The organism is Enorma burkinafasonensis (assembly GCF_902150035.1).
Lineage (GTDB): Bacteria > Actinomycetota > Coriobacteriia > Coriobacteriales > Coriobacteriaceae > Enorma > Enorma burkinafasonensis.
Genome location: NZ_LR597501.1, coordinates 1 through 22,731 on the forward strand (window position 1 = coordinate 1; position 22,731 = coordinate 22,731).

Sequence of the window (22,731 nt, forward strand, 5' to 3'; positions counted from 1 at the left end):
GCTGCTGGACGCCTACGGCGTGGAGGACGTGCCGCTCGGCGATCTCGACCTGACGCCGGGGCTCATCGAGAGGGCGCGCGCAGAGAGGGGCGATGCCCCGCTGGCCTAGCCTAGGAGAAAAACGGAATAGACGGACCGACCGTCCGGCTGAGTCTGGGAAGAGGTGCCGGGCGGCGGGCGGAGCATGGCCACCGGACCCATCGAAACACATCTCCACCATTCCTTCAACTGGGAAAATGCCGCCCCCGGGGCCCGGATAGGACCTCGGGGGCGTTCGGTTAACTGCGGGAGCGTGCCGTCAGCTCAATGTGTTCGGTTGGGATCGGAAATCAACCCGATAGGTTCGCTCTGATAGAATGTCCTGCGTATGGTCAACCGCTGTCGTTTGGATCAACCTGTGTCCGAAGCACTCAAGAGCAACGCCGTGACGCATGCACGGTCGAAGATGGAGAAGGACCTCTTCATCCTCCAGCAGCTCGTTTCCAAGGATTTCAAGATCAAGTACCGCCGCTCGGTCCTCGGTGTCGCGTGGAGCGTCCTTAACCCGCTGCTCATGATGGTGGTCATGGCGGTCGTGTTCAGCACCATCTTCGCGCAGGGGCGCAACGGCTCCATCACGCCCGAGATGTACCCGCTCTACCTGATCGTCGGCAACATCACGTTCAGCCTCATGTCCGAGTCGACCTCCACGGCCCTGAGTTCGATCATCGACGCGGCATCGCTGCTCAAGAAGGTGAAGGTTCACCGCTTCGTGTTCCCGGTGCAGAAGGCGCTCTTCGCCCTCGTGAACTTCGCCTTCTCGCTCATCGCGGTCGCGATCGTCATGCTGTGGTTCCGCGTCGTGCCCACTTGGCACCTCATCTGGTTGCCGGTCTGCCTGCTGCTGCTCATGGGGTTCTGCACGGGGCTCGGCCTTCTGCTGAGCGCGCTCACGGTCTTCTTCCGCGACATCCGCCATCTCTGGAGCGTGGTCATCACCGCGTGGATGTACTTCACGCCCATCTTCTGGACCACCGACTTCATCGCCATGATGCCGCGCGCGCTGCAGCTGTTCATCTACGCCAACCCCATGTACAACTACCTGCAGTTCATGCGCGACATCTTCCTGTTCCAGGTCAACCCGTCCGCCTACACGCTCATCATGTGCGCCGGCTGGGCGGTCGTCGCCCTGGTCTTGGGCTACGTGGTCTTCCACAAGACCGAGCACAAGTTCATCCTGTACATCTAGTGCCCCGCGCCGGGCGGCACCCGGCAGGCAGGGGAGACGAGCTTTGAGGGACGAGGACGTTCAATGGCCGATACCGCAACCGCGCAGAAGCACGCCATCGAGGTCGATGACGTCACCATGATCTTCAACATGGCTTCCGAGCAGCTGAACAACCTGAAGGAGTACTTCATCAAGCTCGCCAAGCACGAGCTCTTCTTCACGGAGTTCCGCGCGCTCAAGCACATCTCGTTCACGGTGGACCCCGGCGAGACCGTGGGTCTGGTGGGCACCAACGGCTCGGGCAAGTCGACCATGCTCAAGATCATCGCGGGCGTGCTCGAGCCGAGCGAGGGCTCCTGCACCGTGCACGGCAACATCGCCCCGCTCATCGAGCTCGGCGCCGGCTTCGACATGGAGCTCACGGCACGCGAGAACATCTACCTCAACGGCTCGCTTCTGGGCTACACGAAGGAGTTCATCAAGGACCACTTCGACGAGATCGTCGAGTTCGCCGAGCTTCGCGACTTCCTGGACATGCCCCTCAAGAACTACTCGAGCGGCATGGTCGCACGCATCGCCTTCGCCATCGCGACCATCACCGAGCCCGACGTGCTGATCGTCGACGAGACGCTTTCGGTTGGCGACGTGTTCTTCCAGCACAAGTGCGAGGAGCGCATCCGCCACTTCATCGAGAGCGGGTCGGTGACCGTGCTCTTCGTGAGCCACGATATCGAGCAGGTCGAGCGCATCTGCGACCGCGCCATCTGGATCGAGAAGGGCGACCTGCGCATGGACGGCCCGGTCGGCGAGGTGTGCGAGGCGTACCGCAACCAGTTCAACTGAGTTATGCAGGCTTCGCGGATATCCGCCGCTTAAGGGAACTTCGCGACCGCTCGTCCCCATGGGCCGGGCGGTCGTGCTACACTAGGCCCGACCTTTAAGCGCGTACGAGATACCCGCAAGGACCCACATAGCACCCAGCGTGCCTTTCTTGCGATGTCTCTCCGCGCAGCGGTCGGGCATCTTTTTTGTGCCGCTTCCGGGCGGCGACGGTGCGCCGGTGGCGCACCGGGAGCGAGGAAGGAGTGCGATGGGCACTACGCCTAAGGCGATCATCATGGATGAGGTCGCCATCAACCGTGCGATCACGCGCATCGCGCACGAGATCCTCGAGCGCAACGAGGGCTGTGAGAACCTCGCGCTCGTGGGCATCGTGACGCGCGGCGACCTGCTCGCAAAGCAGCTTGTCGAGAAGATCGAGGAGATCGAGGGCGTCCGGGTCCCGCTGGGCAGCCTCGACATCAGCTTCTACCGCGACGACTTCGCCACGTTCGCGCCGGAGGTCCATGCCAGCAGGATCGACTTCGACGTCGACGGCAAGCGCATCGTGCTCGTGGACGACATCCTCTATACGGGCCGCACCATCCGCGCCGCGCTCGACGCCATCATGGACCTGGGCCGTCCGAGCCGCGTCGAGCTGGCCGTGCTCGTCGACCGCGGCCATCGCGAGCTCCCTATCTGCCCCGATTTCGTGGGCAAGAACGTTCCCTCGTCGCACGAGGAGAACGTCCGCCTGTATCTGCAGGAAGTCGACGGTCGCAGCACCGTCGAGATCTTCGACGTCGAGCCGGGCGCCCGCGTGGGCTCCGCGCCGCTGGGAGGCGAGTAGCCCATGTTCAACAACCATAAGCACCTGATCGACATCTCGGAGTACTCCGATTCCGAGCTCATGACGATCCTCACCACCGCCAAGGCCTTCTCGCAGGTCAACGAGCGCGCGATCAAGAAGGTCCCCACGCTCAAGGGCAAGACGATCGTCAACATGTTCAACGAGCCGTCCACGCGCACCCGCAGCTCCTTCGAGCTCGCCGAGAAGCGCCTCTCCGCGGACACGCTCAACTTCGGCGGCTCCTCCACCTCCACGGTGAAGGGCGAGAGCCTCATCGACACCGTCATGACGCTCGACGCCTACAAGATCGACTGCATCGTCGTGCGCGACAAGCACGCCGGCGCGCCGTACATCGTGAGCCAGTCGAGTCCCGCGGTCGTCATCGACGCCGGCGACGGCAAGCACGGCCATCCCACCCAGGCCCTGCTCGACCTGTACTCCATCTGGGAGCGCAAGCACGACTTCAACGGCCTCAAGGTGGGCATCGTGGGCGACATCGCGCACTCGCGCGTCTGCGGCTCGCTCATCCCCGCGCTCAAGATCATGGGCGCCGAGGTCACGGTCGTGGCTCCCGGCACGCTCATCCCCGCGGCGCCCGAGGTCCTCGGCGCCGACCACGTGAGCTACAGTCTCGACGACGTCTTGCCCGAGCTCGATGTCGTCTACATGCTCCGCATCCAGCGCGAGCGCCTCGAGGGAGCGCCGTTCCCGAGCCTGCGCGAGTACCATCAGCTCTTCGGCCTCACCAAGAAGCGCGAGAAGCTCATGAAGCCCGACGCGATCATCTGCCACCCGGGCCCGATCAACCGCGGCGTGGAGTTCGACTCCTACATGGCCGACCACCCGGAGCGCTCCGTGATCCTCGACCAGGTGTACGCAGGCATCTGCGTGCGCATGGCTGCCCTGTACCTGCTGCTTGGAGGTGCCGACAATGGCCTTTCTGCTTAAGAACGCACACGTCGTCGACCCTGAGGGCGCCCTCGACGGCTGCATGGACGTGAAGATCGACGGCGAGCTCATCGCCGAGGTGGGCGAGAACCTCGCCGCCGACGGATGCGAGGTCATCGACCTCTCCGGTAAGTACCTCGTCCCCGGCCTCGTGGACATGCACGTCCACCTGCGCGAGCCCGGCTACGAGCACAAGGGGACCATCGAGAGCGAGACCCGTGCCGCCGCGAAGGGCGGCTTCACCGGCGTCTGCTCCATGCCCAACACCGACCCCGTCGCCGACAACGGCACGGTCATCGAGTACGTGAAGTCCGTCGCCGCGCGCGACGGCCACTGCCGCGTGTACCCCGCCGGCGCCTGCTCGAAGGGCCTCAAGGGCGAGATCATCTCCGAGATGGGCGATATGGTCGCCCACGGCGCCGTCGCCTTCACCGATGACGGCCGCGGCGTGCAGGGCGCGGGCATGATGCGCCGCTGCATGGACTACGGCAAGATGTTCGGCAAGACGTTCCTGTCGCACTGCCAGGACGAGGACCTCGTCGGCGAGGGCATGGTCAACGAGGGCGTCGTCTCCACGCGCCTCGGCCTGCTCGGCTGGCCGGCTGAGGGCGAGGAGCTCCAGATCGCCCGCGACATCGCGCTCGCGCGCCTGACCGGGGCCAAGCTCCACATCCAGCACATCTCGACCGCCCGCGGTCTCGAGATGGTCCGCGCCGCCAAGGCCGAGGGGCTGCCCGTGACCTGCGAGGCCACGCCGCATCACCTCTTCCTCACCGAGGACGCGCTCGACGGCACCTATGACACGCGCCTCAAGATGAACCCGCCGCTGCGCACGGCCGCCGACGCCGAGGCGCTCATCGCCGGCGTCATCGACGGCACGGTTGACGCCATCGTCACCGACCACGCGCCTCATGCCGCGTGGGAGAAGGCCCGCGAGTTCGAGCTCGCCCCGTTCGGCACGACGGGCATCGAGTGCTCGCTCGCGCTCGTCCTCACCGAGCTCGTGAAGACCGGCATGATCGGCTACGGCCGCATGGTCGAGCTCATGTCGCTCAAGCCGCGCGAGATCCTCGGCGTCGAGCAGGTGCGCATCGCCGCCGGCTCCACCGCCGACCTCACGGTCTTCGACCCCGAGGCCACCTGGACCGTGGGCGAAGAGGGCTACGAGTCGCAGGCCGCCAACTGCGCGTTCGAGGGCCGCGAGCTCACCGGCCGCGCCACGGACGTCTTCGTGGGCGGCGAGCGCGTGCTCGCGGACGGCGTCGTCTGCTAGCCTCGGGCTCACCCGATCTGCGGGGACGGGCGCGCTCGCCGCTTGGGCGGGCGTCCCGTCCCCGCTTTGTATAGCATGTGCAGCGCCCCCGGCTGTGAGACAATGGGGGCACAATCGAACGTCAGCACGATCGGAGGGACTATGCCAACTCCTTCACCGGCCAGGCTCCATGGGTTCGAGGTGGTGCGCAACGACCGCATCGCCGAGGGCGTCTTCTCGCTCGTGATCCATGCGCCCGCGCTCGCCGCCGAGCTCAAGCCCGGCCAGTTCGTCAACATCGCCGTCCCCGGCAACGCCATGTCGCTGCTGCGCATCCCGCTGAGCTACGCCGCGGCGGACCCTGAGGCCGGTACCGTCGAGATCTGGTACGCGGTCGTGGGGGAGGGGACCGAGCGGCTTTCCCGCATGGCCCCCGGCGACACCTCCGATCTTCTGGGCCCCGGCGGCAACGGCTGGCACATCCCCGAGGGATGCTCCCGTGCGCTCGTCGTCGGAGGCGGCATCGGCGTGCCGCCCGTGCTCTGCCTCGCCCGCGAGCTCGCCGCGCGCGGCATCGCGTTCGACGCGTGCGTGGGCGCCGCGACCTCGGCGAGCCTGGTCGGGCCCGAGGACCTCGAGGCGCTCGGTGCGGATGCCGTGCGCATCGCGACCGACGACGGCAGCCGGGGGCACTGCGGCTTCTGCACCGAACCCGCCTCCGAGCTCATCGCCGCAGGCGCCTACGACTACATCGCGACCTGCGGCCCCGAGCCCATGATGGCCAAGGTCGCGGCTGCCGCCGCCGACGCGGGCGTCTTCTGCGAGGCCTCCGTCGAGCGCATGATGAGCTGCGGCTTCGGTGCGTGCTCCACCTGCGCCGTCGAGACCGTGAACGGCATGAAGGGCGCCTGCATGTGCGGCCCCGTCTTCGATGCGAAGGAGGTCGTGTGGTAATGGGCAAGGTATCCATGGCCGTGGATTTCTGCGGCATCCACCTGAAGAACCCCATCAACACCGCAGCCGGCACGTTCGGCCAGGGCTGGCAGTTCCAGAACTTCATCGACGTGTCGCGCCTGGGCGCCATCACGACGAAGGGCTGCGCCGCCGAGCCGTGGCCCGGCAACCCCAAGCCCCGCATGGCTGAGGTCCCCGGCGGCATGATGAACTCCGTGGGCCTGCAGAACCCCGGCGTGCGCGCGTTCGCCGAGGAGTCCGGCCCCTATCTCGCCGACCTCACCGACAAGGGTACCGCGGTCATCTGCCAGGTCGCCGGGCACTCCATCGAGGAGTACGTCGCCGCGCTCGAGCTCTTCGACGAGCTCTGCCCGTGGGCCGCGGCCTTCGAGATCAACGTGAGCTGCCCCAACATCGCGTGCGGTGGCGCCGCCATGGGCTCCACGCCTGAGGGCGCCGCCGAGGTCATGCGCGCCTGCCGTCCGGTCACGGAGAAGCCGCTTCTCGTCAAGATGGCCCCGGTGCGCCTGCCCGAGATCGCCCGCGCGCTCGCGGCGGAGGGCGCCGACGGCCTCACCGTCATCAACTCGATCCCGGGCATGGCGATCGACGTCCATACGCGCCGCTCCAAGATCTCGCGCCCCACGGGCGGCCTCTCAGGCCCGCTTCTGCACCCCATTGCCGTGCGCATGGTCTGGGAGGTCTGCCAGGCCGTCGACATCCCGGTCTGCGGCGTGGGCGGCGTCATGACGGGCGAGGACGCGGCTGAGTTCATCCTTGCCGGCGCGACCTCGGTCGCTGTCGGCATGGCCAACTTCGTCGACCCAACCGCGACCGTCCGCATCCTCGAGGAGCTCGAGGCGTGGGCGGAGTCGCAGGGCGTGAAGAGCATCACCGAGCTGATCGGAGCGTTCGAATGCTAGAGAATGAAGCGCGCGACCGCATCATCGTCGCGATCGACTGCGGCCGCGAGGAAGCCCTGGAGCTCGCCGGTGCCCTTTCCGGCCACGCCGGCTGGCTCAAGGTCGGCATGACCCTCTACTACGCAGAGGGCCCCGCCATCGTGCGCGAGTTCAAGGAGCGCGGGTTCAAGGTCTTCCTCGACCTCAAGTTCCACGACATCCCGCACCAGGTGCGCGGAGCCGCCCGCTCGGCGGCGCTCGCCGGGGCCGACCTGCTGTCGGTCCATGGGAGCGGCGGCGCGGCCATGCTCGCCGCCGCCCGCGAGGGCGCGGAGCTTGCCGCCGAGGCCACCGGCGCCTCGCGTGCGCGCCTCGTCGCCATCACCGTGCTCACGAGCATGGACCAGGCAGCGCTCGAGCAGGTCGGCGTCGACGCGCCGGTCGCCGAGCAGGCGGCGCGCCTCGCGACGCTCGCACGCGGCAACGGCATCGACGGCATCGTCTGCTCCCCGCAGGAGGCCGCGGCCATGCGTGAACTTTTGGGTGAGGATGCGCTCATCGTCACGCCCGGTGTGCGCCCCGCGGGCGCCGAGATCGGGGACCAGAGCAGGGTCGCCACGCCTGCCTCGGCCATCGCGGCGGGCGCGAGCCACCTCGTCATCGGACGGCCGATTACCAGCGCTTCCGATCCCGTCGCCGCCTACGAGGACATCGTCCGCGAATTGACGGGGGCATAGGAGCCCTCGCGCCCGATGGGCCCCTCACGTGCGGAAACTTCGAGGTCGTTATGTGAATTACCCGTCATACCCTGCATTCTTGGGATGAACGTGCTTGAACTTTGAAACCGTATCGACTAACCTAGTACGGCGGTCAGGCGCGGGAACTGTGTTTCCTAAGCTAGACTGCTTGTTTTCGGTAGTAATCACCTTATGTATTTGGAGGTTCTAATGGCGCTTCCCCAGCTCACCGATGAGCAGCGCAAGGCCGCTCTCGAGAAGGCCGCTGCCGCCCGCCATGCCCGTGCCGAGCTTCGCGAGAAGATCAAGAAGGGCGAGGTTTCCCTCGAGTCCGTTCTCAACTCCGATGATCCCATCGCTTCCCGCATGAAGGTCTCCACCCTCATCGAGTCGCTCCCCGGCTACGGCAAGGCCAAGGCCGCCAAGATCATGGATGAGCTGGGCATCTCCGCCACCCGTCGCGTTCAGGGCCTCGGCGTCCGTCAGCGCGAGCAGCTCCTCGAGGCCCTCACCAAGTAAGTGGCCTGCCTCGAACCAAAGCTCTTCGTAATTTCCGGACCGTCAGGTGTGGGCAAGGGGACCATGGTGGCGCGCGTGCGCGCCGCCCTCCCTGGCCTGGGCCTGACGGTTTCGGCTACCACGCGCCCGCCGCGCGAGGGCGAGGTCGACGGCGTCAGCTACCACTTCATGTCGCATGATGAGTTCATGCGGCGCGTCGAGGCGGGCGAGTTCGTCGAGTGGGCCCATGTGCACGGGAACTGCTACGGGACGCTCCGCAGCGAGGTCGACCGCAACCTCGCGGCCGGGTCCTCGCTCATCCTGGAGATCGACGTGCAAGGCGCCCTCCAGGTGCGCGAGCGGGTGCCCGAGGCGGTCCTCGTGTTCATCAAGCCGCCCTCGATGGAGGCGCTGCGCGACCGGCTCGCCAAGCGCGGTACCGAGAGCGCCGAGTCGCTCGAGCTGCGTCTCGCCAACGCCGAGTGCGAGATCGCGCTCGCGGACCGCTACGACGAGGTCGTGGTGAACGATGACCTCGACCGCGCCTGCGAAGAGCTTCTCACCATCATCGAGAACCATGAAAGGAACTGAGTTCAGTGTCTGTCATTAAGCCTCAGATCGACTCACTGCTCGAGAAGACCGATAACAACCGGTTCCTTCTCGCCGCGCTCGCCTCAAAGCGCGCGTGCGACATCAACAACATGCTGCGCGGTCAGCACTCGCGCGTCCTGCAGGTCCAGGAGGTCGACGACATCACCATCGCGCTCTCCGGCAAGGACACCATCTCCATGGCCATGGAGGAGATCGTCGACGGCGACATCTCCTACGACCACGACCGCTACGAGGCGGCCCTCGGCCACACCAAGGCCGCCGGTACCGAGTAGATGGGCAGTCGCGTCTGCCTGGTCCACTATCACGAGGTGGGCCTCAAGGGAAAGAACCGCGCCCATTTCGAGCGCATCCTCATGGAGACGATCAAGGCGGCCTGTGCCGCCTTTTCCGTTGCGAGCTGCGTGAGGATCTCGGGCCATATCCTCGTCACCTTCTCGCGCCCGGGCGAGGCGGAGCGGGCGTTCGACGTCATCCGCCGCGTGCCCGGCGTCGCGCGCGTGTCGCTCGCGTTCCACACCAACCGTGAACCCGCCGAGTACCATCGCGCCGCCATCGCCGCGCTGGCGGAGTTCGGCCCGTTCGAGTCCTTCAAGGTTGCCGCGAAGCGCTCCAACACCGATTACCCCATCGGCTCGATGGAGCTCAACGCCCAGGTGGGCGAGGCGCTCTGCGAGGCGTATCCCGACAAGAAGGTGCGCATGCACCATCCCGACGCCGTGGTGCACGTGCTCGTCGCCCAGGGCAGCGTCTACGTCTACGCGCGCTCCGAGCGCGGCGTGGGCGGGCTTCCCGTGGGTAGCGCCGGCAAGGTCGTGACCCTGCTCTCGTCGGGCATCGACTCGCCGGTCGCGACCTGGATGATCGCCCGCCGCGGCGCCGTCTGCGTGCCGGTGCACTTCTCCGGCCGCCCGCAGACCGCCGACACGAGCGAGTACCTCTGCCAGGATATCGTCGGCGCGCTCGCACCGGCGGTCCAGATCGGCCGCCTGTATGTGGTGCCCTTCGGCGACGCGCAGCGCGAGATCTCGCTTGCGTGCCCGAGCAGCCTGCGCGTCATCATGTACCGGCGCGTCATGTACGCCGTCGCCGAGCGCATCGGGCGCCTCGAGGGGGCCAAGGCGCTCGTCACGGGCGAGTCGCTCGGGCAGGTCGCCTCGCAGACCCTCGAGAACATCTCCGCAGTAAACGAGATGGTCTCGATGCCGGTCCTCCGCCCGCTCATCGGCTCAGACAAGCAGGAGATCATCGCCCGGGCGCAGGAGATCGGCACCTACGACATCTCCTGCGAGACCGCGCCCGACTGCTGCACGCTCTTCATGCCGCGCGCGCCCGAGACGCATGCGAAGCTCGACGTCGTCCACGAGGCATGGGACGCGTTCGACCATGACGCCATGATCGAGGAGCTCGTGCGCAACGTCGAGTACATCGATTTCGAGAGCTCGTCGTACCGTCCGCCGCGCGCCCTCAAGGAGCGCCACGAGGCGCTCTCGCCGCGGTCCTAGCTCGCGTGCACGCCCGCGACGCGTCTCCGGTCGCTTCGGAGGCCGCTATGCGCGTTGCATACTCTGACGTAAGAACTGCATAGCGAATTCGCTGCGAGCCGCGGGGACACCGCGGCTCGTCCTCTATGGTTCGCATGGATGCATAGGCGCGGCGCGGTCCGGGAAGATTCGGGGAAGCATTCTGTTGGATGGCGCGCGGGAAATCGAGAACGCCGGGAGCGACGGGCCCATCCTGCCCCACGATAGGGGTAGGGAGGAGGGGCCTATGGCGCAGATGGCTCAGGGTTCACGGGGAATTTCGGGATTCAGGCGGCTCGGGCTCGTATTGAGGCAGCGCCCCATACTCGCGCTCGTCTCGGTGCTCTTGTTGGGGATGGCGATCGGGGCGTTCGTGCTCGGGTCCGGCACGGCGCAAGGGGAGACCTTCGCCATCGAGCGGGCGCAGGCGGGCGCGGATGGGTCATCCGTGGCTGGCGGCGCGGAGTCCGCAGACGAAGGGGCGGCGCCGGCACCGGACGCCGACGGTGGGGAGGGGCCGTCCGGAGGCGAGCGTGAACCCGCCGATGACGGTCCACTCGTCGTGGACGTCGATGGTGCGGTGGCATCGCCGGGCGTGGTCGAGGTACCCGCGGGATCGCGCGTGGCGGACGCCATCGACGCCGCGGGCGGGCTCGCCGAGGACGCGGACGTCTCCGGTGTCAACCGTGCGGCGCCGCTCGCCGACGGCGAGAAGGTCTACATCCCCCGTGCGGGGGAGGCCTCGCAGGCACCTGCTGCTGCCGGATCCCCGCCGGGTGAGGAGGCAGCGCTCGTGAACATCAACACGGCGGACCTCTCGGAGCTCGACGAGCTCCCCGGGATCGGGCCCGCCACGGCGCAGGCCATCATCGACGAGCGCGAGGCGAACGGACCCTTCACGTCCATCGAGGACATCATGCGCGTCAGCGGCATCGGCGAGAAGAAGTTCGAGAAGCTCGCCGACCGCATCTGCGTATGAGCGCGCGTGAGGCGCCCGAGCTGCCCGCGCGGCCGTATGTGCCTCCCACGGCAGCCGCCGCGCTCGCCTGCTGCGCAGCCGCCGCGGCCTTCATGGAGGCTGGCTGGAGTGCGTATCTCGTCTCCGGGCAGGGCGAAGACGTCGTGCGCACGACCCTCGCTGCCCTCGCACCCTGCACCGCCGCGACCCTCGCGTGCATAGCGGGGATCGCGGCGGCGTCCACGTTCATCGCGCGGAAGTCACGCGGGGCCCGGGCCCGCGTCCTGTGCAGGTGGCTCGCGTTCGCCGCCGGTGGGCTCGCCATCGGGGCCCTTGCAGGGTGCATGGGGGTGGTGGGGCGCGCGGGCGCCGCGTAGGTCCTTGCCGGTAGGCCAGCGAGCTCGCTCGTGTTCGCCATCGAGGGCGATGCGAGCGTCTCGGCGTACGGGGCCACGATGGATGCCGTCGCGCACGACGCCACTGGGACCGCCATCGCGCGGGTCTCCCTTGCCGCGCCTGCCTCGTATGCGGATGGGACCTCCCTCGAGCTCGTGGGCAGGGTGGGGGCGCTTGAGAACGACCCCTGGGACCGGAGGGCTTACCTGGCCGGCCGGGTCGCGCGCGTTCAGGTGGTCAAGGTGACCGCTGAGGCAGAAACGGGTGGTGGCGTCATCGCCGGTCTGCGCAGCCGTGCGCTCGAGGTCATCGCGCCTGAACGGAGCGCGGCTCGGGCCCTCATCGCCGGCATCGTGTGCGGGCGCACCACCGAGCTCAACGGCGCGGAAGAGGCCGAATGGTTCTCGGCGACGGGCACGACGCACCTCATCGCGGTCTCGGGCAGCCATCTCGCCCTCATCTCCTCGATCGCCCTCGTGCTTCTCCGGCAGCTGGGTGCCGGCCCCGGCGCACGCTGCGCGGTGCTGCTCATGCTCATGGCGGCCTACGTCGTCTTCACGGGGTCCGCTCCCTCGGCGGCGCGCTCCTTCTGCATGGTCGGTATGGCGCTGGCGTCGACGCTCGCGGGCCGTCGCGGCCACGGCATCTCCGCCCTCTCGCTCGCCGCCGTGGCGCTCGTGGTCCTCGACGCGGGGGTCGTCTTCGACCTCGGGTTTGAGCTCTCGGCCCTGAGCGTGCTCTTCATCCAGGTCTTCGGCTCGTACGGAACGAGCGTCATCGCAGGTGCCGGCGCACCGCGTCCGCTTGCGGAGGCCCTGTCGCTCACGCTGTGTGCGCAATGGGCTACCCTCCCGGTGACGCTGCCCGTCTTCGGCGAGCTCTCGGTGGCGGCACCGCTCGCCAACCTGGTGCTCGGGCCGCTCATGAGCGCGCTTCTGGTGGTCGGGATCATCGCGGTCGGCCTGGCGGTCGCCATCCCTGCGCTTGCGTGGGCGGTCGCCTTGCCCGAGGCCCTGGCGCAGGTGTCGCTGTTCTCCGCCGAGCTCATGGCAGATCTGCCCTGGGCGTCGCTGCCGCTCACCTCGCCGGAATGGCTCTGCCCGGTGTCCTATGGCCTTGCGGTTGCCGTCTACCTCCTCTGGGCACGGCCACGTGTCGCGCATCTGGGGGCGGCTCTCGCGGTCGCGCTCGCCGCGGTCGCCATCCCGCTGGTCTGCGCACGGTGGTTCGCTCCCGCAGAGGTGGTGGTGCTCGACGTCGGGCAAGCGGATGCGATCCTCATCCGCGAGGGCGGAAGCACTCTGCTCGTCGACGCGGGTGTGGATGACGAGGTGGTCCGGGCGCTTCTGCGGCAGGGCGTCACGCATCTGGATGCGGTCGCGATCACGCACTGGGACGCGGACCACTATGGGGGCCTTGAGGACGTGCTCACCACCTTCGCGGTCGACCGGCTACTCGTGGCCGAGGGAGCGCTCGCCGGCATGCCCGACGAGGTGCGACGACTCGCGCTGCCCGAGACCGTCGAGCTCGGTCCGGGAGACATCATCGAGGTCGCCGGCTTTGCCTGCCGCGTCGTATGGCCGCAGGTTCCCGTGACCGGCGAGGGCAACGCCGCCTCGCTTTCGCTCGCGGTCGATTACAGGGTCGGGGAGCGGTCCCTCACGGCGCTGCTCACGGGCGACACCGAGGTAAGCGAGCTCGAGCGGTACCGTGATGCGGTCGGCGACATCGACGTGCTGAAGGTCGGGCACCATGGGTCCGCCGCCTCCGTCGACAGGGAGTCGCTCGCCATCCTCGACCCCGAGCTCGCTATCGCGAGCGCGGGGGAGGGAAACCGCTACGGGCACCCTTCCGAGGAGTGCATCGACCAGCTTCATGAGGCGGGCGTCCCGTTTCTGTGCACGATCGAGGCGGGCGACGTGTCGGTCGCGCCCGGATGCGACGGCTTCACGGTGGCGACCTCGCGCGCGGGCGGGTAGAATATGCCAGAACCGAGGGTCCGTCCCGTCGCCGCCCGGCGGCATGAAGGGACCCGAGCTAGTCTGAAGGAGGCTGTGCCCGTGGCGATGGCGCCCCTGCTGCCGGCATATCTGATCGTCGGAACGGACGAGGTCAAGCGCGATGCCGCGATCGAGCGCCTCAAGGGCAGGCTCGCCGCGAGCGGGATGCTCGACTTCAACTTCGACGAGCGCGACATGCGCAAGGACCAGGAGCCCGACGAGGTGCTCTCCTCGCTCAACACGTTCCCCATGGGTTCCGACTTCCGCCTCGTCATCTTGAGGGGCTGCGATCGGTTGCCCAAGCACCTCTCGGAGCCGCTCGTCTCCTATCTCGAGGACCCTGCTCCCACCACGGTCGCCCTCGTCGTCGCCGACTCCCTCGCCAAGAACACCCGCCTGTACAAGGCGCTCGCGAAGCTCGGGGCCAAGGCGGTCATCGACTGCGCGCCCAAGAAGCGCTGGGAGCTGCCCAAGCAGGTGCAGGGCATGGCGCGCCGCCACGGGCGCGAGCTCTCGCTTTCCGCCGCCGAGGCGCTCGTCGCGCGCGCCGGTACCTCGACCCGCATGCTCGACAACGAGCTCAAGAAGCTCGCGGCCATGGTGCCCAGCACCCATATCGATGTCGAGGACGTCGAGCGCCATGTCGTGCGCACGGCCGAGGTGCAGCCGTGGGACTTCCTCGACGCGCTCTCCGCCCGCGACCTCCCGCGGGCCCTCGAGCTCTACGGGTGCCTGCCCGCTCACAGCGAGGTGCGCATCTACTCGCTCATGGTCACGCGCATCCGCGAGCTCATCGTCGCCAAGGCGCTCGACGGCCGCGGCCAGGGCCGCGAGCTCGCCAGTGCGCTCGGCGTCAAGGACTGGCAGGTCAAGAACCACATCCGCTGGGCACGGCGCTTCAAGATGGAGCGGCTCGTAGGGGCGCTCCGCGAGGCGGTCGAGGTCGAGCAGGCGCTCAAGGGGTCGCGCGACGCCGGGGTGGCGATGACCCGCTGGATCGCGCATATCGCCGGCTGACCCTCCCGTGCGGCGTTCGGGGCCGCCGCGCGTCGCGTGGCGGGGACCCTGCTTCGCGATTTCACAAGGTCACCACTTCACCTACCGGAAACATCGTGCTAGACTACCTTTTTGTGTGACCTCACCGTGTCTCAGAGGCCGGATAGTTGATAGCTATCTATTGAAAGGAACTGCACCAGTGGCAAACATCAAGTCGCAGAAGAAGCGCATCCGCACCAACGAGAAGGCGCGCATCCGCAACCGCGCCGTGCGCTCTGAGCTCAAGACGCTCATCAAGCATGTCCACGAGGCCGTCGAGGAGGGCAACGCCGAGGCCGCCAAGACCGCCGCGAGCCGCGCCTACAAGCGCCTTGACCAGGCTGCCGCCAAGGGCATCATCCACAAGAACCAGGCTTCCAACCGCAAGTCCGGCGTCCAGAAGCTCGTGAACACCCTGAACTAACCCATCGGGGACATCGATTCATCGGGGCTCCATCCGGGGCCCTTTTCTTTACGGCTGCGGATTGGATACAATACGCCTCATGAACACTATCGATACCTCACATATCCGCAACTTCTCGATCGTCGCCCATATCGACCATGGGAAGTCGACCATATCGGACCGCATCCTCGAGCTGACCAACACGGTCGAGGAGCGCGATATGGAGTCCCAGCTGCTCGACACCATGGACATCGAGCGCGAGCGCGGCATCACCATCAAGTCGAACGCCGTGCGGGTGATGTACACCGCCGACGACGGCGAGACCTACCAGTTCAACCTCATCGACACGCCCGGCCATGTCGACTTCACCTACGAGGTCTCGCGCTCGCTCGCCGCCTGCGAGGGCGCGGTGCTCGTCGTGGACGCCACGCAGGGCGTCGAGGCGCAGACGGTCTCTAACGCGAACCTCGCGATGAACGCCGACCTCGACATCGTCCCCGCGATCAACAAGATCGACCTGCCCTCGGCCCATCCCGAGGAGGTCAAGATCGAGATCGAGGACGAGCTCGCCATTCCCGCCGACGACGCCGTGTGCGTGTCGGGCAAGACCGGCGAGGGCATCCACGACCTCCTCGAGGCGATCGTGTTCCTCATCTCGCCGCCCACGGGCGACGCGGACGCCCCACTTAAGGCGCTCATCCTCGACTCGTACTTCGACGAGTACCGCGGCGTGGTCGCCACGGTGCGCGTCTTCGACGGCCGCATCCGCAAGGGCGACACGCTCACGATGATGCAGACTGGCCACAGCTTTTTGGTCGACGGCGTCGGCGTGAAGCGCCCGGCCGAGACCCTCGTGGACGAGATCGCCGTCGGCGAGGTCGGCTTCGTGGTGACGGGCCTCAAGGACCCCGAGGCCGTGCACGTGGGCGAGACCCTCACGTACCGCGACCGCCCCTGCGCCGAGCCTCTGCCGGGCTACCGCGAGGCGAAGCCGATGGTCTACACCGGCATCTTCCCGATCGACAACAAAGACTACGAGAACTTGCGCGACGCGCTCGAGAAGCTCCACGTGAACGACCCCTCGCTCACCTGGACGCCCGAGACCTCCGTTGCCCTCGGCTTCGGTTTCCGCGTGGGCTTCCTGGGCCTGCTCCACATGGAGGTCGTGAAGGAGCGCCTGGAGCGCGAGTTCGACCTCGACCTCATCGCGACGAGCCCCAGCGTGGACTACCACGTCTACAAGACCGATGGCACGATGCTCGAGGTGCGCAGTCCCCAGGACCTGCCCGACGTGACGCGCATCGACCACATCGAGGAGCCGTTCCTAAGAGCGAAGGTCATCGTGCCGCCCGAGTACACCGGCGCGGTGATGCAGCTCGCCATCGAGCACCGCGGCGTCATGACCGACATGGTGCATCTCTCGCAGAAGTCCGTGGAGATGCGCTTCGACATCCCGCTCGCGGAGCTCATCCTCGACTTCTTCGACCAGCTCAAGAGCCGCACGAAGGGCTACGCCTCGCTCGACTACGACTTCGCCGACTACCGCACGAGCGAGCTCGTGAAGCTCGACATCCTGCTTTCCGGCGACGAGGTCGACGCGCTGTCGTTCATCGTCCACAAGGACAAGGCCTATGCGCTCGCGCGCGGCCTTTGCGACAAGCTCAAGGAGATCATCCCGCGGCAGCTCTTCGAGGTGCCCATCCAGGGCGCGATCGGCAACAAGATCATCGCCCGCTCGACGGTGAAGGCTCGGCGCAAGGACGTGCTCGCGAAGTGCTACGGCGGCGACATCTCGCGCAAGCGCAAGCTCCTCGAGAAGCAGAAGGAGGGCAAGAAGCGCATGAAGGCCATCGGCTCGGTCGAGGTGCCGCAGGAGGCCTTCCTCGCCATCCTCAAGGTCGAGGACTAGGGCCGCCCGATCCGCCGGGTCGCCACCTGCAGGCACCGGCATCGCATGAGCGTCAAAACGCGTCGATCTGGGCGAGAGTTTGACGCTCGTGCGATGCCTTTCTGGAACTGGTTTTACTATGAGCGCATTTGCCGAACAGCTACGCACGTTCTATAGCGAGCACCCCTTCATCATGGCGCCCATGGCGGGCGTCACCGATGGCGCCTACCGCGTCATGATGCGTCGGCACGGCGCGCCGCTCGCGTTCAGCGAGATGGTGAGCGTCGCGGGGCTCCACTACGCGAGCGAGCGCACCTGGGAGCTCGTCCTGCCGGCGGCGGAGGAGCCCTCGATCGCCGTACAGCTCTTCGGCAGCAAGCCCGAGCAGTTCGCCGAGGCCGTCGAGGCGGTCGAGGAGCGCGTGGGCGACAGGCTCGCGCTCATCGACATCAACATGGCGTGCCCTGCGCGCAAGGTCATCACGAAAGGGGAGGGGTCGGCCCTCATGGACGACCCGCTCACCGCCGAGCGCATCGTACGCGCCGCGGTCTCGCGCGCCCACGTGCCCGTGACCGTGAAGATCCGCACCGGGTTCCATACCGGCGAGCGCGTGGCGCCCGCCTTCGCCGAGATGCTCGAGGGAGCCGGCGCTGCCGCCGTGGCCGTGCACGGCAGGACCGCCAAGCAGCTCTATACCGGCACCGCCGACTGGACGGTCATCGACGAGGTGGCGCGCGCCGTCACGATCCCGGTCATCGGGTCGGGCGACGTGTTCACAGCCGCGGCCGCCGCGCGCATGCTCGGCGAGACGGCCGCGAGCGCGGTCTTCATCGCGCGCGGGTCCTACGGCAACCCCTGGATCTTCCGCGACGCGCGGGCGCTCGCGTACGAGGGGGCGCCCGTGCCGGAGCACGATGCGCGCGAGCGCTTGGCGGCGCTCCGCGAGCACCTGGCGCTCACGCACGAGCTCGTGCCCCGCGCGATGGCGCGCGCCCGCACGTACGCCACGTGGTACCTGAAGGGTCTACCTCATGCGGCGACCTGGCGCGGGCGAGTGGTGAAGTGCTCGACCTACGAGGAGTTCCGCGCACTCATCGACGAGATCGAGCGGGATGTCGAGGCGCATGAGGAGACCCTGAGTGGCCTTGTGCCCCCGGCGGCGCGCGCAAGCGCCCCGAACGGCGCCGATCCGCTCCGGTAGGCCCCCTCTGCCACCGCCAAGACGCACGAGTTTCCGCGTATCCTGCGCGAACTGTGAAGTTCGCCTATCATGGCGGTGGGTCCATCACGTATAAGGCCGCGCATGTCCATCGAAGCCCTCTACATCCACATACCGTTCTGCCATGCGAAGTGCGCCTACTGCGACTTCGACTCGCGCGCGTGCCGGGGGGTAGCGCTCGAGCGTGCGGCAGGCGCGTACGTCGCCCTGCTCGAGGAGCGCATCGACGCGTTCGGTGCCGCGGGGGCACTCGCCGCCGTCTCAACGGTCTACATCGGTGGCGGCACGCCCACGACGCTCGGTGCGCGCCTTCCCGAGCTTATCCGCCGCGCGCGGGGCTGGTGCGATCCCGTGGAGCTCACGGTCGAGGCGAACCCCGAGTCGTTCGACGACGTCATGGCGGCATCCCTGGCCCGCGCGGGGGCCACGCGCATCTCGCTCGGCGTGCAGAGCTTCGACGACGGTGAGCTTTCCGCCATCGGGCGGCTTCATGACTCGGCCGGTGCCCGTTCGGCGTTCGCGCGGGCTCGCGCATGCGGCTTCGACGTCTCCCTCGACCTCATGTGCGGACTGCCGGGGCAGACGGCGGCGAGCTGGGAGGACACGCTCGAGCATGCGATCGCCTGCGCTCCCGACCACATCTCGGTCTACCCGCTGACCATCGAGGAGGGCACGCCGCTCGCGCGGAGCGTCGAGCGCGACCCTGCGCTCGAGCCCGATGAGGACTTCCAGGCGGCGTGCATGGAGCGAGCGCGCGACCGCCTCGCCGCCGCGGGCCTCTCTCGCTACGAGGTGGCAAGCTACGCTCGGCCGGGCATGGCGTGCCGGCACAACCGCGCGTACTGGACCGGGGTGAGCTATCTCGGGGTGGGGCGCTCGGCGGCGAGCATGCTTACCGCCGGTGAGTACCGTGAGCTCTCGGGCCTGCTTGGCGGGCGCGCATGCGGCCATGGCACGGCGCGCGTCCGTGCGGTCCAGCGCGACGACGCGGGCCGCACATTCGATATCGAGCTCCTGGATGCGCGCGAGGCCGTGGCAGAGGACCTGATGCTCGCCATGAGGATGGCGGTAGGCGCCCCGGCCGCGCTCATCGAGCGGGCCCGCTCCGTCATCGGCGCCGCCGAGGTCGACCGCGCCATCGGGACCGCCCTCGCCGAGGGGCTCGCCCGCCGCGACGGGGCGCGCGGTGCGCTCGTGCCCACCGAGCGCGGGTGGCTCATGGGCAACGAGCTCTACGGCCTCATGTGGGACCTCGCCGGATAGGGGGCCGTGCCCGCCGTTCACGAGGTGCCGGCGCCGCGCGCCCCCGTCGTGGGTATACGTAAGCCAAGCTGCCGGGTGGGACTTTCCAGGAGGGGCCATGGGCATCATCGGCGATGTGCGCCGCGGCTGGGCGGCGCTCGGTGGCGACGTTCGCCGCAGGATCCGGGTCGTCATGATCATCAGCTTCGTCACGCAGGTGGCGATGCTCTTCTATCCCGCCGACAGGATCGCGTACAGCTTCAGCTCGGAAGAGGCGTACTTGGCCTCGCTCGACTACCTGAACGGCGTGGTGCTCCCGCTTCTGGCCTTCCTGATCGTTGCGGGCATCGTGCTCACCGCCGTGCAGATCTTCCAGCTGGTGAAGGCGTACTCGTCCATCAAGTGGGCCTACCTGGAGCGCGCCTTCCCCGGCGTGGCGGCACCGGACCGCGCGCAATGGCCGCTCATCCCCGCGATCGGGCTCTTCATCGCCCTGTTCAAGCTCGCGGGCTTCCTGCCGGGCATCCTCGCGCTCGCGGTGGATGCCGTCGAAGTCGACGTAACGGGCATCGCGTCCGACGTCTTCTCGCTCGCGCTCGCCGTCGTGCTGGTGCCCTGGATGTTCCGGAGGTTCGTGCTCGCCGCCGGCGGAGACGCTCCCCGATAGGTGCCATGTGCCGTGTCGGGCCCGGGCGCGCTCGCCCGGCGGTAGCGCGACCGGCCATGTTGGGCCCAGGCGGGGCGCATCGATCGACGCTCGGCGTGGAGCCTCCATGTTGACGTTTGCGGGGGAGCCGTTCTATCGCGACGAGGGGTATACGGGCGCCGGCAGTCCGGTACAATACGTATGCTCGCGACTAGCAGGAGGTATACCCGCCCCATGGCAGGCATGAACGAGAAAGACTACTACGCGATCCTCGGCGTGTCCAAGGACGCCACCGCCAAGGAGATCCAGAAGGCCTTCCAGCAGAAGGCGCGTAAGCTCCATCCCGATGTCAACAAGGAGCCCGATGCCGAGGAGCGCTTCAAGGAGGTCTCGGAGGCCTACGCCGTGCTCTCCGACGAGCAGAAGCGCGCCCGCTACGACGCGATGCGCTCCGGCAACCCCTATGCCGCCTACTCGGGATCCCCGCGCCAGAACCCCTACGCCGGCTCCTCGAGCGGGTTCTACACGAGCGGCTTCGGCGGCTTCCCCTTCGGCGGGGTGTGGACCTCGCAGGGCTCGGGGGGGCGCGGGGGCGCGCAGGCCTATAACCCCGAGGAGGGCGCCGACGTCCTCGTCGATATCGACCTCACGCCCGAGGAGGTGCGCGCCGGCGCGCGCAAGGCCGTGAAGTACCGCAGGTACGAACCGTGCTCGCACTGCCATGGCTCCGGGTCGGTCTCGGCTGAGCACGCGCACACATGCCCCAGCTGCGGCGGCACCGGCGCCATGGACGTCGACATGTCGTTCCTGTTCGGGGCGGGCGTTTTCCAGATGGTCTGCCCGGAATGCGGCGGCTCGGGCAAGGTCATCAACGACCCGTGCCCCGACTGCGCCGGTTCCGGCCGCAGCCAGGTGATATCCGAGGCGGTCGTCGAGTTCCCCGAAGGGTCCCACGACGGCACCTGCGTGCGCATCAAGGGCCTCGGCAACGCAGGCACCAACGGCGCCGCGGCGGGCGACCTCGTGGGACGGGCCCGCGTGGCCGCCGAGCGCTTGGGCGACCAGGCGCGCCAGGGCTTCAGGATCGTCGGCTTCGCGCTGCCCTTCGTGATCTTGGGGCTCGTGGTGCCGTCGTTCAGGCTGCTCGCGCTCGTGGCCCTCATCCCGCTCGCGATGGGGGTCGTCGCCGTGGGCCGCGAGGCGATCTCGCACCGCTCGCTCACCTGGTGGCGCCGCGGCGCCAACATGCTCCTGAGCGGCTTCGGGAACGCCGTCTTCTACGCGGTCCTTCTGGGCTGGCTCTCAAGCTGCATGATGTACCCGCGCATGCCGTACGGGTACTGGTAGGCCGCGCCCGCCTCGGCCGGCGCCGCCCTGCGCGCGGTTTAGCGGCCTGCGAGGAGGGGTACCATCTTTGCTGTCGGCCCAGGGCCGATATCTGTATGCACATCGTGTGTCCCATGGGGAGAGGTTTTCAACGTGCCGGGTTCGAAAGACTACTACGAGGTACTGGGTGTCGACCGCGATGCGGACCAGCGCACCATCAAGCGGGCGTTCCTCAAGAAGGCGCGCAAGGTGCACCCGGACGTCTCGGACGACCCCGATGCCGAGCAGAAGTTCAAGGAGCTGAACGAGGCGTACTCCGTCCTCTCGGATGAGCAGAAGCGCGCCAACTACGACCGGTTCGGCACGGCCGAGGGTCCCGGCGGCCAGGGCTACGTCGACTTCAGCGACATCTTCGGCGGCATGGGCATGGACGACATCTTCTCGTCGTTCTTCGGGGGCGGCATGGGGGGCCGCTCCGCGTCGAACCGCTCGGCGCGCCGCCGCGGACGCGACATGGCCGTCACGGTCACCATCACGCTCGAGGAGGCCGCGCTCGGCTGCACCAAGACGGTCACCTACGACCGCCTCGCCCCCTGCGATGACTGCCACGGCACCGGTGCCGCCGAGGGCGCGCACGAGAAGACCTGCGAGCGCTGCCACGGCACCGGCTTCGTGACCACGGTCCAGCGCTCCATCTTCGGGCAGATGCAGTCGTCCTCGCCGTGTCCCGACTGCAACGGCGAGGGCACGGTCATCGACCATCCCTGCGAGATGTGCGGCGGCCAGGGCCGCACGCCCAACCACGAGAAGATCGAGATCAAGATCCCCGCCGGCATCGCCTCGGGCAGGCAGATGCGCGTGAGCGGGTACGGCGAGGCGGGGTACCGCGGCGAGGCCTCGGGCGACCTGCTCGTGACCGTCATGGTCGAGGAGCACGAGCGGTTCCAGCGCTCCGGCGACGATTTGCTGTGCGAGGTCGCGGTCTCGATCGCCCAGGCGGCGCTCGGCTGCTCCGTCAAGGTCGCGGGCATCATGCCCGACGAGGAGATCGCCTTCGAGATCCCCGCCGGGACGCAGTTCGGCGACGCCGTTGAGTGCCCGGGCATGGGCATGCCGTCGGTGCGCGACGGCGCGCGCGGGCGGGCCATCGCGCGGGTCCGAGTCGAGGTCCCGCGCAAGCTCAACGGGGAGGCGCGCTCGCTGCTCGAGCGCTATGCCGACGCGATGGGGGAGCCCTACGCGCCGGGCCGTCGCTCCGTGGGCGACCGCATCCGCGATGCCATCGACGACATCCTCGACTAGCGCCCCGGCGCCCGACC

Annotated in this window: 23 protein-coding genes; all 23 read left to right on the forward strand. The window is 68.1% G+C overall.

Annotated elements, in window-relative coordinates:
- Positions 1–445 precede the first annotated feature (445 nt).
- The 23 genes from FS885_RS00005 (at position 446) to dnaJ (ending at position 22,714) form a co-directional block, all read left to right on the forward strand.
- Positions 446–1,228, forward strand: coding sequence for an ABC transporter permease (locus FS885_RS00005; RefSeq protein ID WP_144743206.1), 783 nt, complete (start codon positions 446–448; stop codon positions 1,226–1,228).
- 63 nt (positions 1,229–1,291) lie between these two features.
- Positions 1,292–2,050, forward strand: a complete 759-nt coding sequence (locus tag FS885_RS00010; RefSeq protein ID WP_144742915.1) for an ABC transporter ATP-binding protein — start codon at positions 1,292–1,294, stop codon at positions 2,048–2,050.
- Positions 2,051–2,297: 247 nt separating this feature from the next.
- Positions 2,298–2,876: a bifunctional pyr operon transcriptional regulator/uracil phosphoribosyltransferase PyrR gene (pyrR, locus tag FS885_RS00015; RefSeq protein ID WP_144742916.1), complete on the forward strand. Its 579-nt coding sequence runs from the start codon at positions 2,298–2,300 to the stop codon at positions 2,874–2,876.
- A 3-nt stretch (positions 2,877–2,879) separates the two neighbouring features.
- The gene (locus FS885_RS00020; RefSeq protein WP_144742917.1) at positions 2,880–3,824 is read left to right on the forward strand and encodes an aspartate carbamoyltransferase catalytic subunit; all 945 of its coding nucleotides are present in this window, start codon (positions 2,880–2,882) and stop codon (positions 3,822–3,824) included.
- On the forward strand, positions 3,808–5,097 hold the full coding sequence (locus tag FS885_RS00025; RefSeq protein WP_144742918.1) for a dihydroorotase: 1,290 nt from the start codon (positions 3,808–3,810) through the stop codon (positions 5,095–5,097). Before FS885_RS00020 ends, FS885_RS00025 begins: the two co-directional genes overlap by 17 nt.
- 141 nt (positions 5,098–5,238) lie before the next feature.
- Positions 5,239–6,030, forward strand: coding sequence for a dihydroorotate dehydrogenase electron transfer subunit (locus FS885_RS00030; protein ID WP_144742919.1), 792 nt, complete (start codon positions 5,239–5,241; stop codon positions 6,028–6,030).
- On the forward strand, positions 6,030–6,953 hold the full coding sequence (locus FS885_RS00035) for a dihydroorotate dehydrogenase (protein WP_144742920.1): 924 nt from the start codon (positions 6,030–6,032) through the stop codon (positions 6,951–6,953). Before FS885_RS00030 ends, FS885_RS00035 begins: the two co-directional genes overlap by 1 nt.
- Positions 6,947–7,669, forward strand: coding sequence for an orotidine-5'-phosphate decarboxylase (pyrF, locus tag FS885_RS00040; RefSeq protein WP_144742921.1), 723 nt, complete (start codon positions 6,947–6,949; stop codon positions 7,667–7,669). The genes FS885_RS00035 and pyrF overlap by 7 nt, the downstream gene beginning before the upstream one ends.
- A gap of 210 nt (positions 7,670–7,879) precedes the next feature.
- On the forward strand, positions 7,880–8,188 hold the full coding sequence (mihF, locus tag FS885_RS00045; protein ID WP_019128261.1) for an integration host factor, actinobacterial type: 309 nt from the start codon (positions 7,880–7,882) through the stop codon (positions 8,186–8,188).
- On the forward strand, positions 8,189–8,758 hold the full coding sequence (gmk, locus tag FS885_RS00050; RefSeq protein ID WP_144742922.1) for a guanylate kinase: 570 nt from the start codon (positions 8,189–8,191) through the stop codon (positions 8,756–8,758).
- A gap of 5 nt (positions 8,759–8,763) precedes the next feature.
- A complete protein-coding gene (locus tag FS885_RS00055) occupies positions 8,764–9,051 on the forward strand; it encodes a DNA-directed RNA polymerase subunit omega (RefSeq protein WP_144742923.1) in 288 nt (95 codons plus the stop codon).
- Positions 9,052–10,281: a tRNA uracil 4-sulfurtransferase ThiI gene (thiI, locus tag FS885_RS00060; protein WP_144742924.1), complete on the forward strand. Its 1,230-nt coding sequence runs from the start codon at positions 9,052–9,054 to the stop codon at positions 10,279–10,281.
- A gap of 265 nt (positions 10,282–10,546) precedes the next feature.
- The gene (locus FS885_RS00065) at positions 10,547–11,278 is read left to right on the forward strand and encodes a ComEA family DNA-binding protein (RefSeq protein WP_246060654.1); all 732 of its coding nucleotides are present in this window, start codon (positions 10,547–10,549) and stop codon (positions 11,276–11,278) included.
- Positions 11,275–11,634, forward strand: coding sequence for a hypothetical protein (locus FS885_RS00070; RefSeq protein ID WP_144742925.1), 360 nt, complete (start codon positions 11,275–11,277; stop codon positions 11,632–11,634). Before FS885_RS00065 ends, FS885_RS00070 begins: the two co-directional genes overlap by 4 nt.
- A 30-nt stretch (positions 11,635–11,664) precedes the next feature.
- Positions 11,665–13,632, forward strand: a complete 1,968-nt coding sequence (locus FS885_RS00075) for a DNA internalization-related competence protein ComEC/Rec2 (RefSeq protein ID WP_144742926.1) — start codon at positions 11,665–11,667, stop codon at positions 13,630–13,632.
- 87 nt (positions 13,633–13,719) lie between these two features.
- A complete protein-coding gene (gene holA, locus FS885_RS00080) occupies positions 13,720–14,670 on the forward strand; it encodes a DNA polymerase III subunit delta (RefSeq protein ID WP_342777724.1) in 951 nt (316 codons plus the stop codon).
- A 178-nt stretch (positions 14,671–14,848) separates the two neighbouring features.
- Positions 14,849–15,112 (forward strand): 30S ribosomal protein S20, encoded by a 264-nt coding sequence (gene rpsT / locus FS885_RS00085; protein WP_102372166.1) that lies wholly within the window; start codon positions 14,849–14,851, stop codon positions 15,110–15,112.
- A gap of 79 nt (positions 15,113–15,191) precedes the next feature.
- The gene (lepA, locus tag FS885_RS00090) at positions 15,192–17,000 is read left to right on the forward strand and encodes a translation elongation factor 4 (RefSeq protein WP_144742928.1); all 1,809 of its coding nucleotides are present in this window, start codon (positions 15,192–15,194) and stop codon (positions 16,998–17,000) included.
- 118 nt (positions 17,001–17,118) lie between these two features.
- Positions 17,119–18,180 (forward strand): tRNA dihydrouridine synthase DusB, encoded by a 1,062-nt coding sequence (dusB, locus tag FS885_RS00095; RefSeq protein ID WP_144742929.1) that lies wholly within the window; start codon positions 17,119–17,121, stop codon positions 18,178–18,180.
- 102 nt (positions 18,181–18,282) lie between these two features.
- Positions 18,283–19,461: a radical SAM family heme chaperone HemW gene (hemW, locus tag FS885_RS00100; protein WP_144742930.1), complete on the forward strand. Its 1,179-nt coding sequence runs from the start codon at positions 18,283–18,285 to the stop codon at positions 19,459–19,461.
- A gap of 97 nt (positions 19,462–19,558) precedes the next feature.
- On the forward strand, positions 19,559–20,107 hold the full coding sequence (locus FS885_RS00105) for a hypothetical protein (RefSeq protein WP_144742931.1): 549 nt from the start codon (positions 19,559–19,561) through the stop codon (positions 20,105–20,107).
- A gap of 213 nt (positions 20,108–20,320) precedes the next feature.
- Complete coding sequence (locus tag FS885_RS00110) at positions 20,321–21,433, forward strand: DnaJ domain-containing protein (RefSeq protein ID WP_186365710.1); 1,113 nt, start codon at positions 20,321–20,323, stop codon at positions 21,431–21,433.
- A gap of 132 nt (positions 21,434–21,565) precedes the next feature.
- A complete protein-coding gene (gene dnaJ / locus FS885_RS00115; RefSeq protein WP_144742932.1) occupies positions 21,566–22,714 on the forward strand; it encodes a molecular chaperone DnaJ in 1,149 nt (382 codons plus the stop codon).
- Positions 22,715–22,731: the final 17 nt, after the last annotated feature.

Excerpts from the sequence above, each read along its gene's own strand:
- FS885_RS00025 (WP_144742918.1), top strand. The coding sequence starts at position 3,808 with ATGGCCTTTCTGCTTAAGAACGCACACGTCGTCGACCCTGAGGGCGCC.
- FS885_RS00070 (WP_144742925.1), top strand. The coding sequence starts at position 11,275 with ATGAGCGCGCGTGAGGCGCCCGAGCTGCCCGCGCGGCCGTATGTGCCT.
- FS885_RS00020 (WP_144742917.1), top strand. The coding sequence starts at position 2,880 with ATGTTCAACAACCATAAGCACCTGATCGACATCTCGGAGTACTCCGAT.
- pyrR (WP_144742916.1), top strand. The coding sequence starts at position 2,298 with ATGGGCACTACGCCTAAGGCGATCATCATGGATGAGGTCGCCATCAAC.
- FS885_RS00105 (WP_144742931.1), top strand. The coding sequence starts at position 19,559 with ATGGGCATCATCGGCGATGTGCGCCGCGGCTGGGCGGCGCTCGGTGGC.
- FS885_RS00035 (WP_144742920.1), top strand. The coding sequence starts at position 6,030 with ATGGGCAAGGTATCCATGGCCGTGGATTTCTGCGGCATCCACCTGAAG.
- FS885_RS00065 (WP_246060654.1), top strand. The coding sequence starts at position 10,547 with ATGGCGCAGATGGCTCAGGGTTCACGGGGAATTTCGGGATTCAGGCGG.
- lepA (WP_144742928.1), top strand. The coding sequence starts at position 15,192 with ATGAACACTATCGATACCTCACATATCCGCAACTTCTCGATCGTCGCC.
- hemW (WP_144742930.1), top strand. The coding sequence starts at position 18,283 with ATGTCCATCGAAGCCCTCTACATCCACATACCGTTCTGCCATGCGAAG.
- FS885_RS00030 (WP_144742919.1), top strand. The coding sequence starts at position 5,239 with ATGCCAACTCCTTCACCGGCCAGGCTCCATGGGTTCGAGGTGGTGCGC.
- FS885_RS00005 (WP_144743206.1), top strand. The coding sequence starts at position 446 with ATGGAGAAGGACCTCTTCATCCTCCAGCAGCTCGTTTCCAAGGATTTC.
- FS885_RS00110 (WP_186365710.1), top strand. The coding sequence starts at position 20,321 with ATGGCAGGCATGAACGAGAAAGACTACTACGCGATCCTCGGCGTGTCC.
- holA (WP_342777724.1), top strand. The coding sequence starts at position 13,720 with ATGGCGCCCCTGCTGCCGGCATATCTGATCGTCGGAACGGACGAGGTC.
- mihF (WP_019128261.1), top strand. The coding sequence starts at position 7,880 with ATGGCGCTTCCCCAGCTCACCGATGAGCAGCGCAAGGCCGCTCTCGAG.
- thiI (WP_144742924.1), top strand. The coding sequence starts at position 9,052 with ATGGGCAGTCGCGTCTGCCTGGTCCACTATCACGAGGTGGGCCTCAAG.
- pyrF (WP_144742921.1), top strand. The coding sequence starts at position 6,947 with ATGCTAGAGAATGAAGCGCGCGACCGCATCATCGTCGCGATCGACTGC.
- FS885_RS00010 (WP_144742915.1), top strand. The coding sequence starts at position 1,292 with ATGGCCGATACCGCAACCGCGCAGAAGCACGCCATCGAGGTCGATGAC.
- dusB (WP_144742929.1), top strand. The coding sequence starts at position 17,119 with ATGAGCGCATTTGCCGAACAGCTACGCACGTTCTATAGCGAGCACCCC.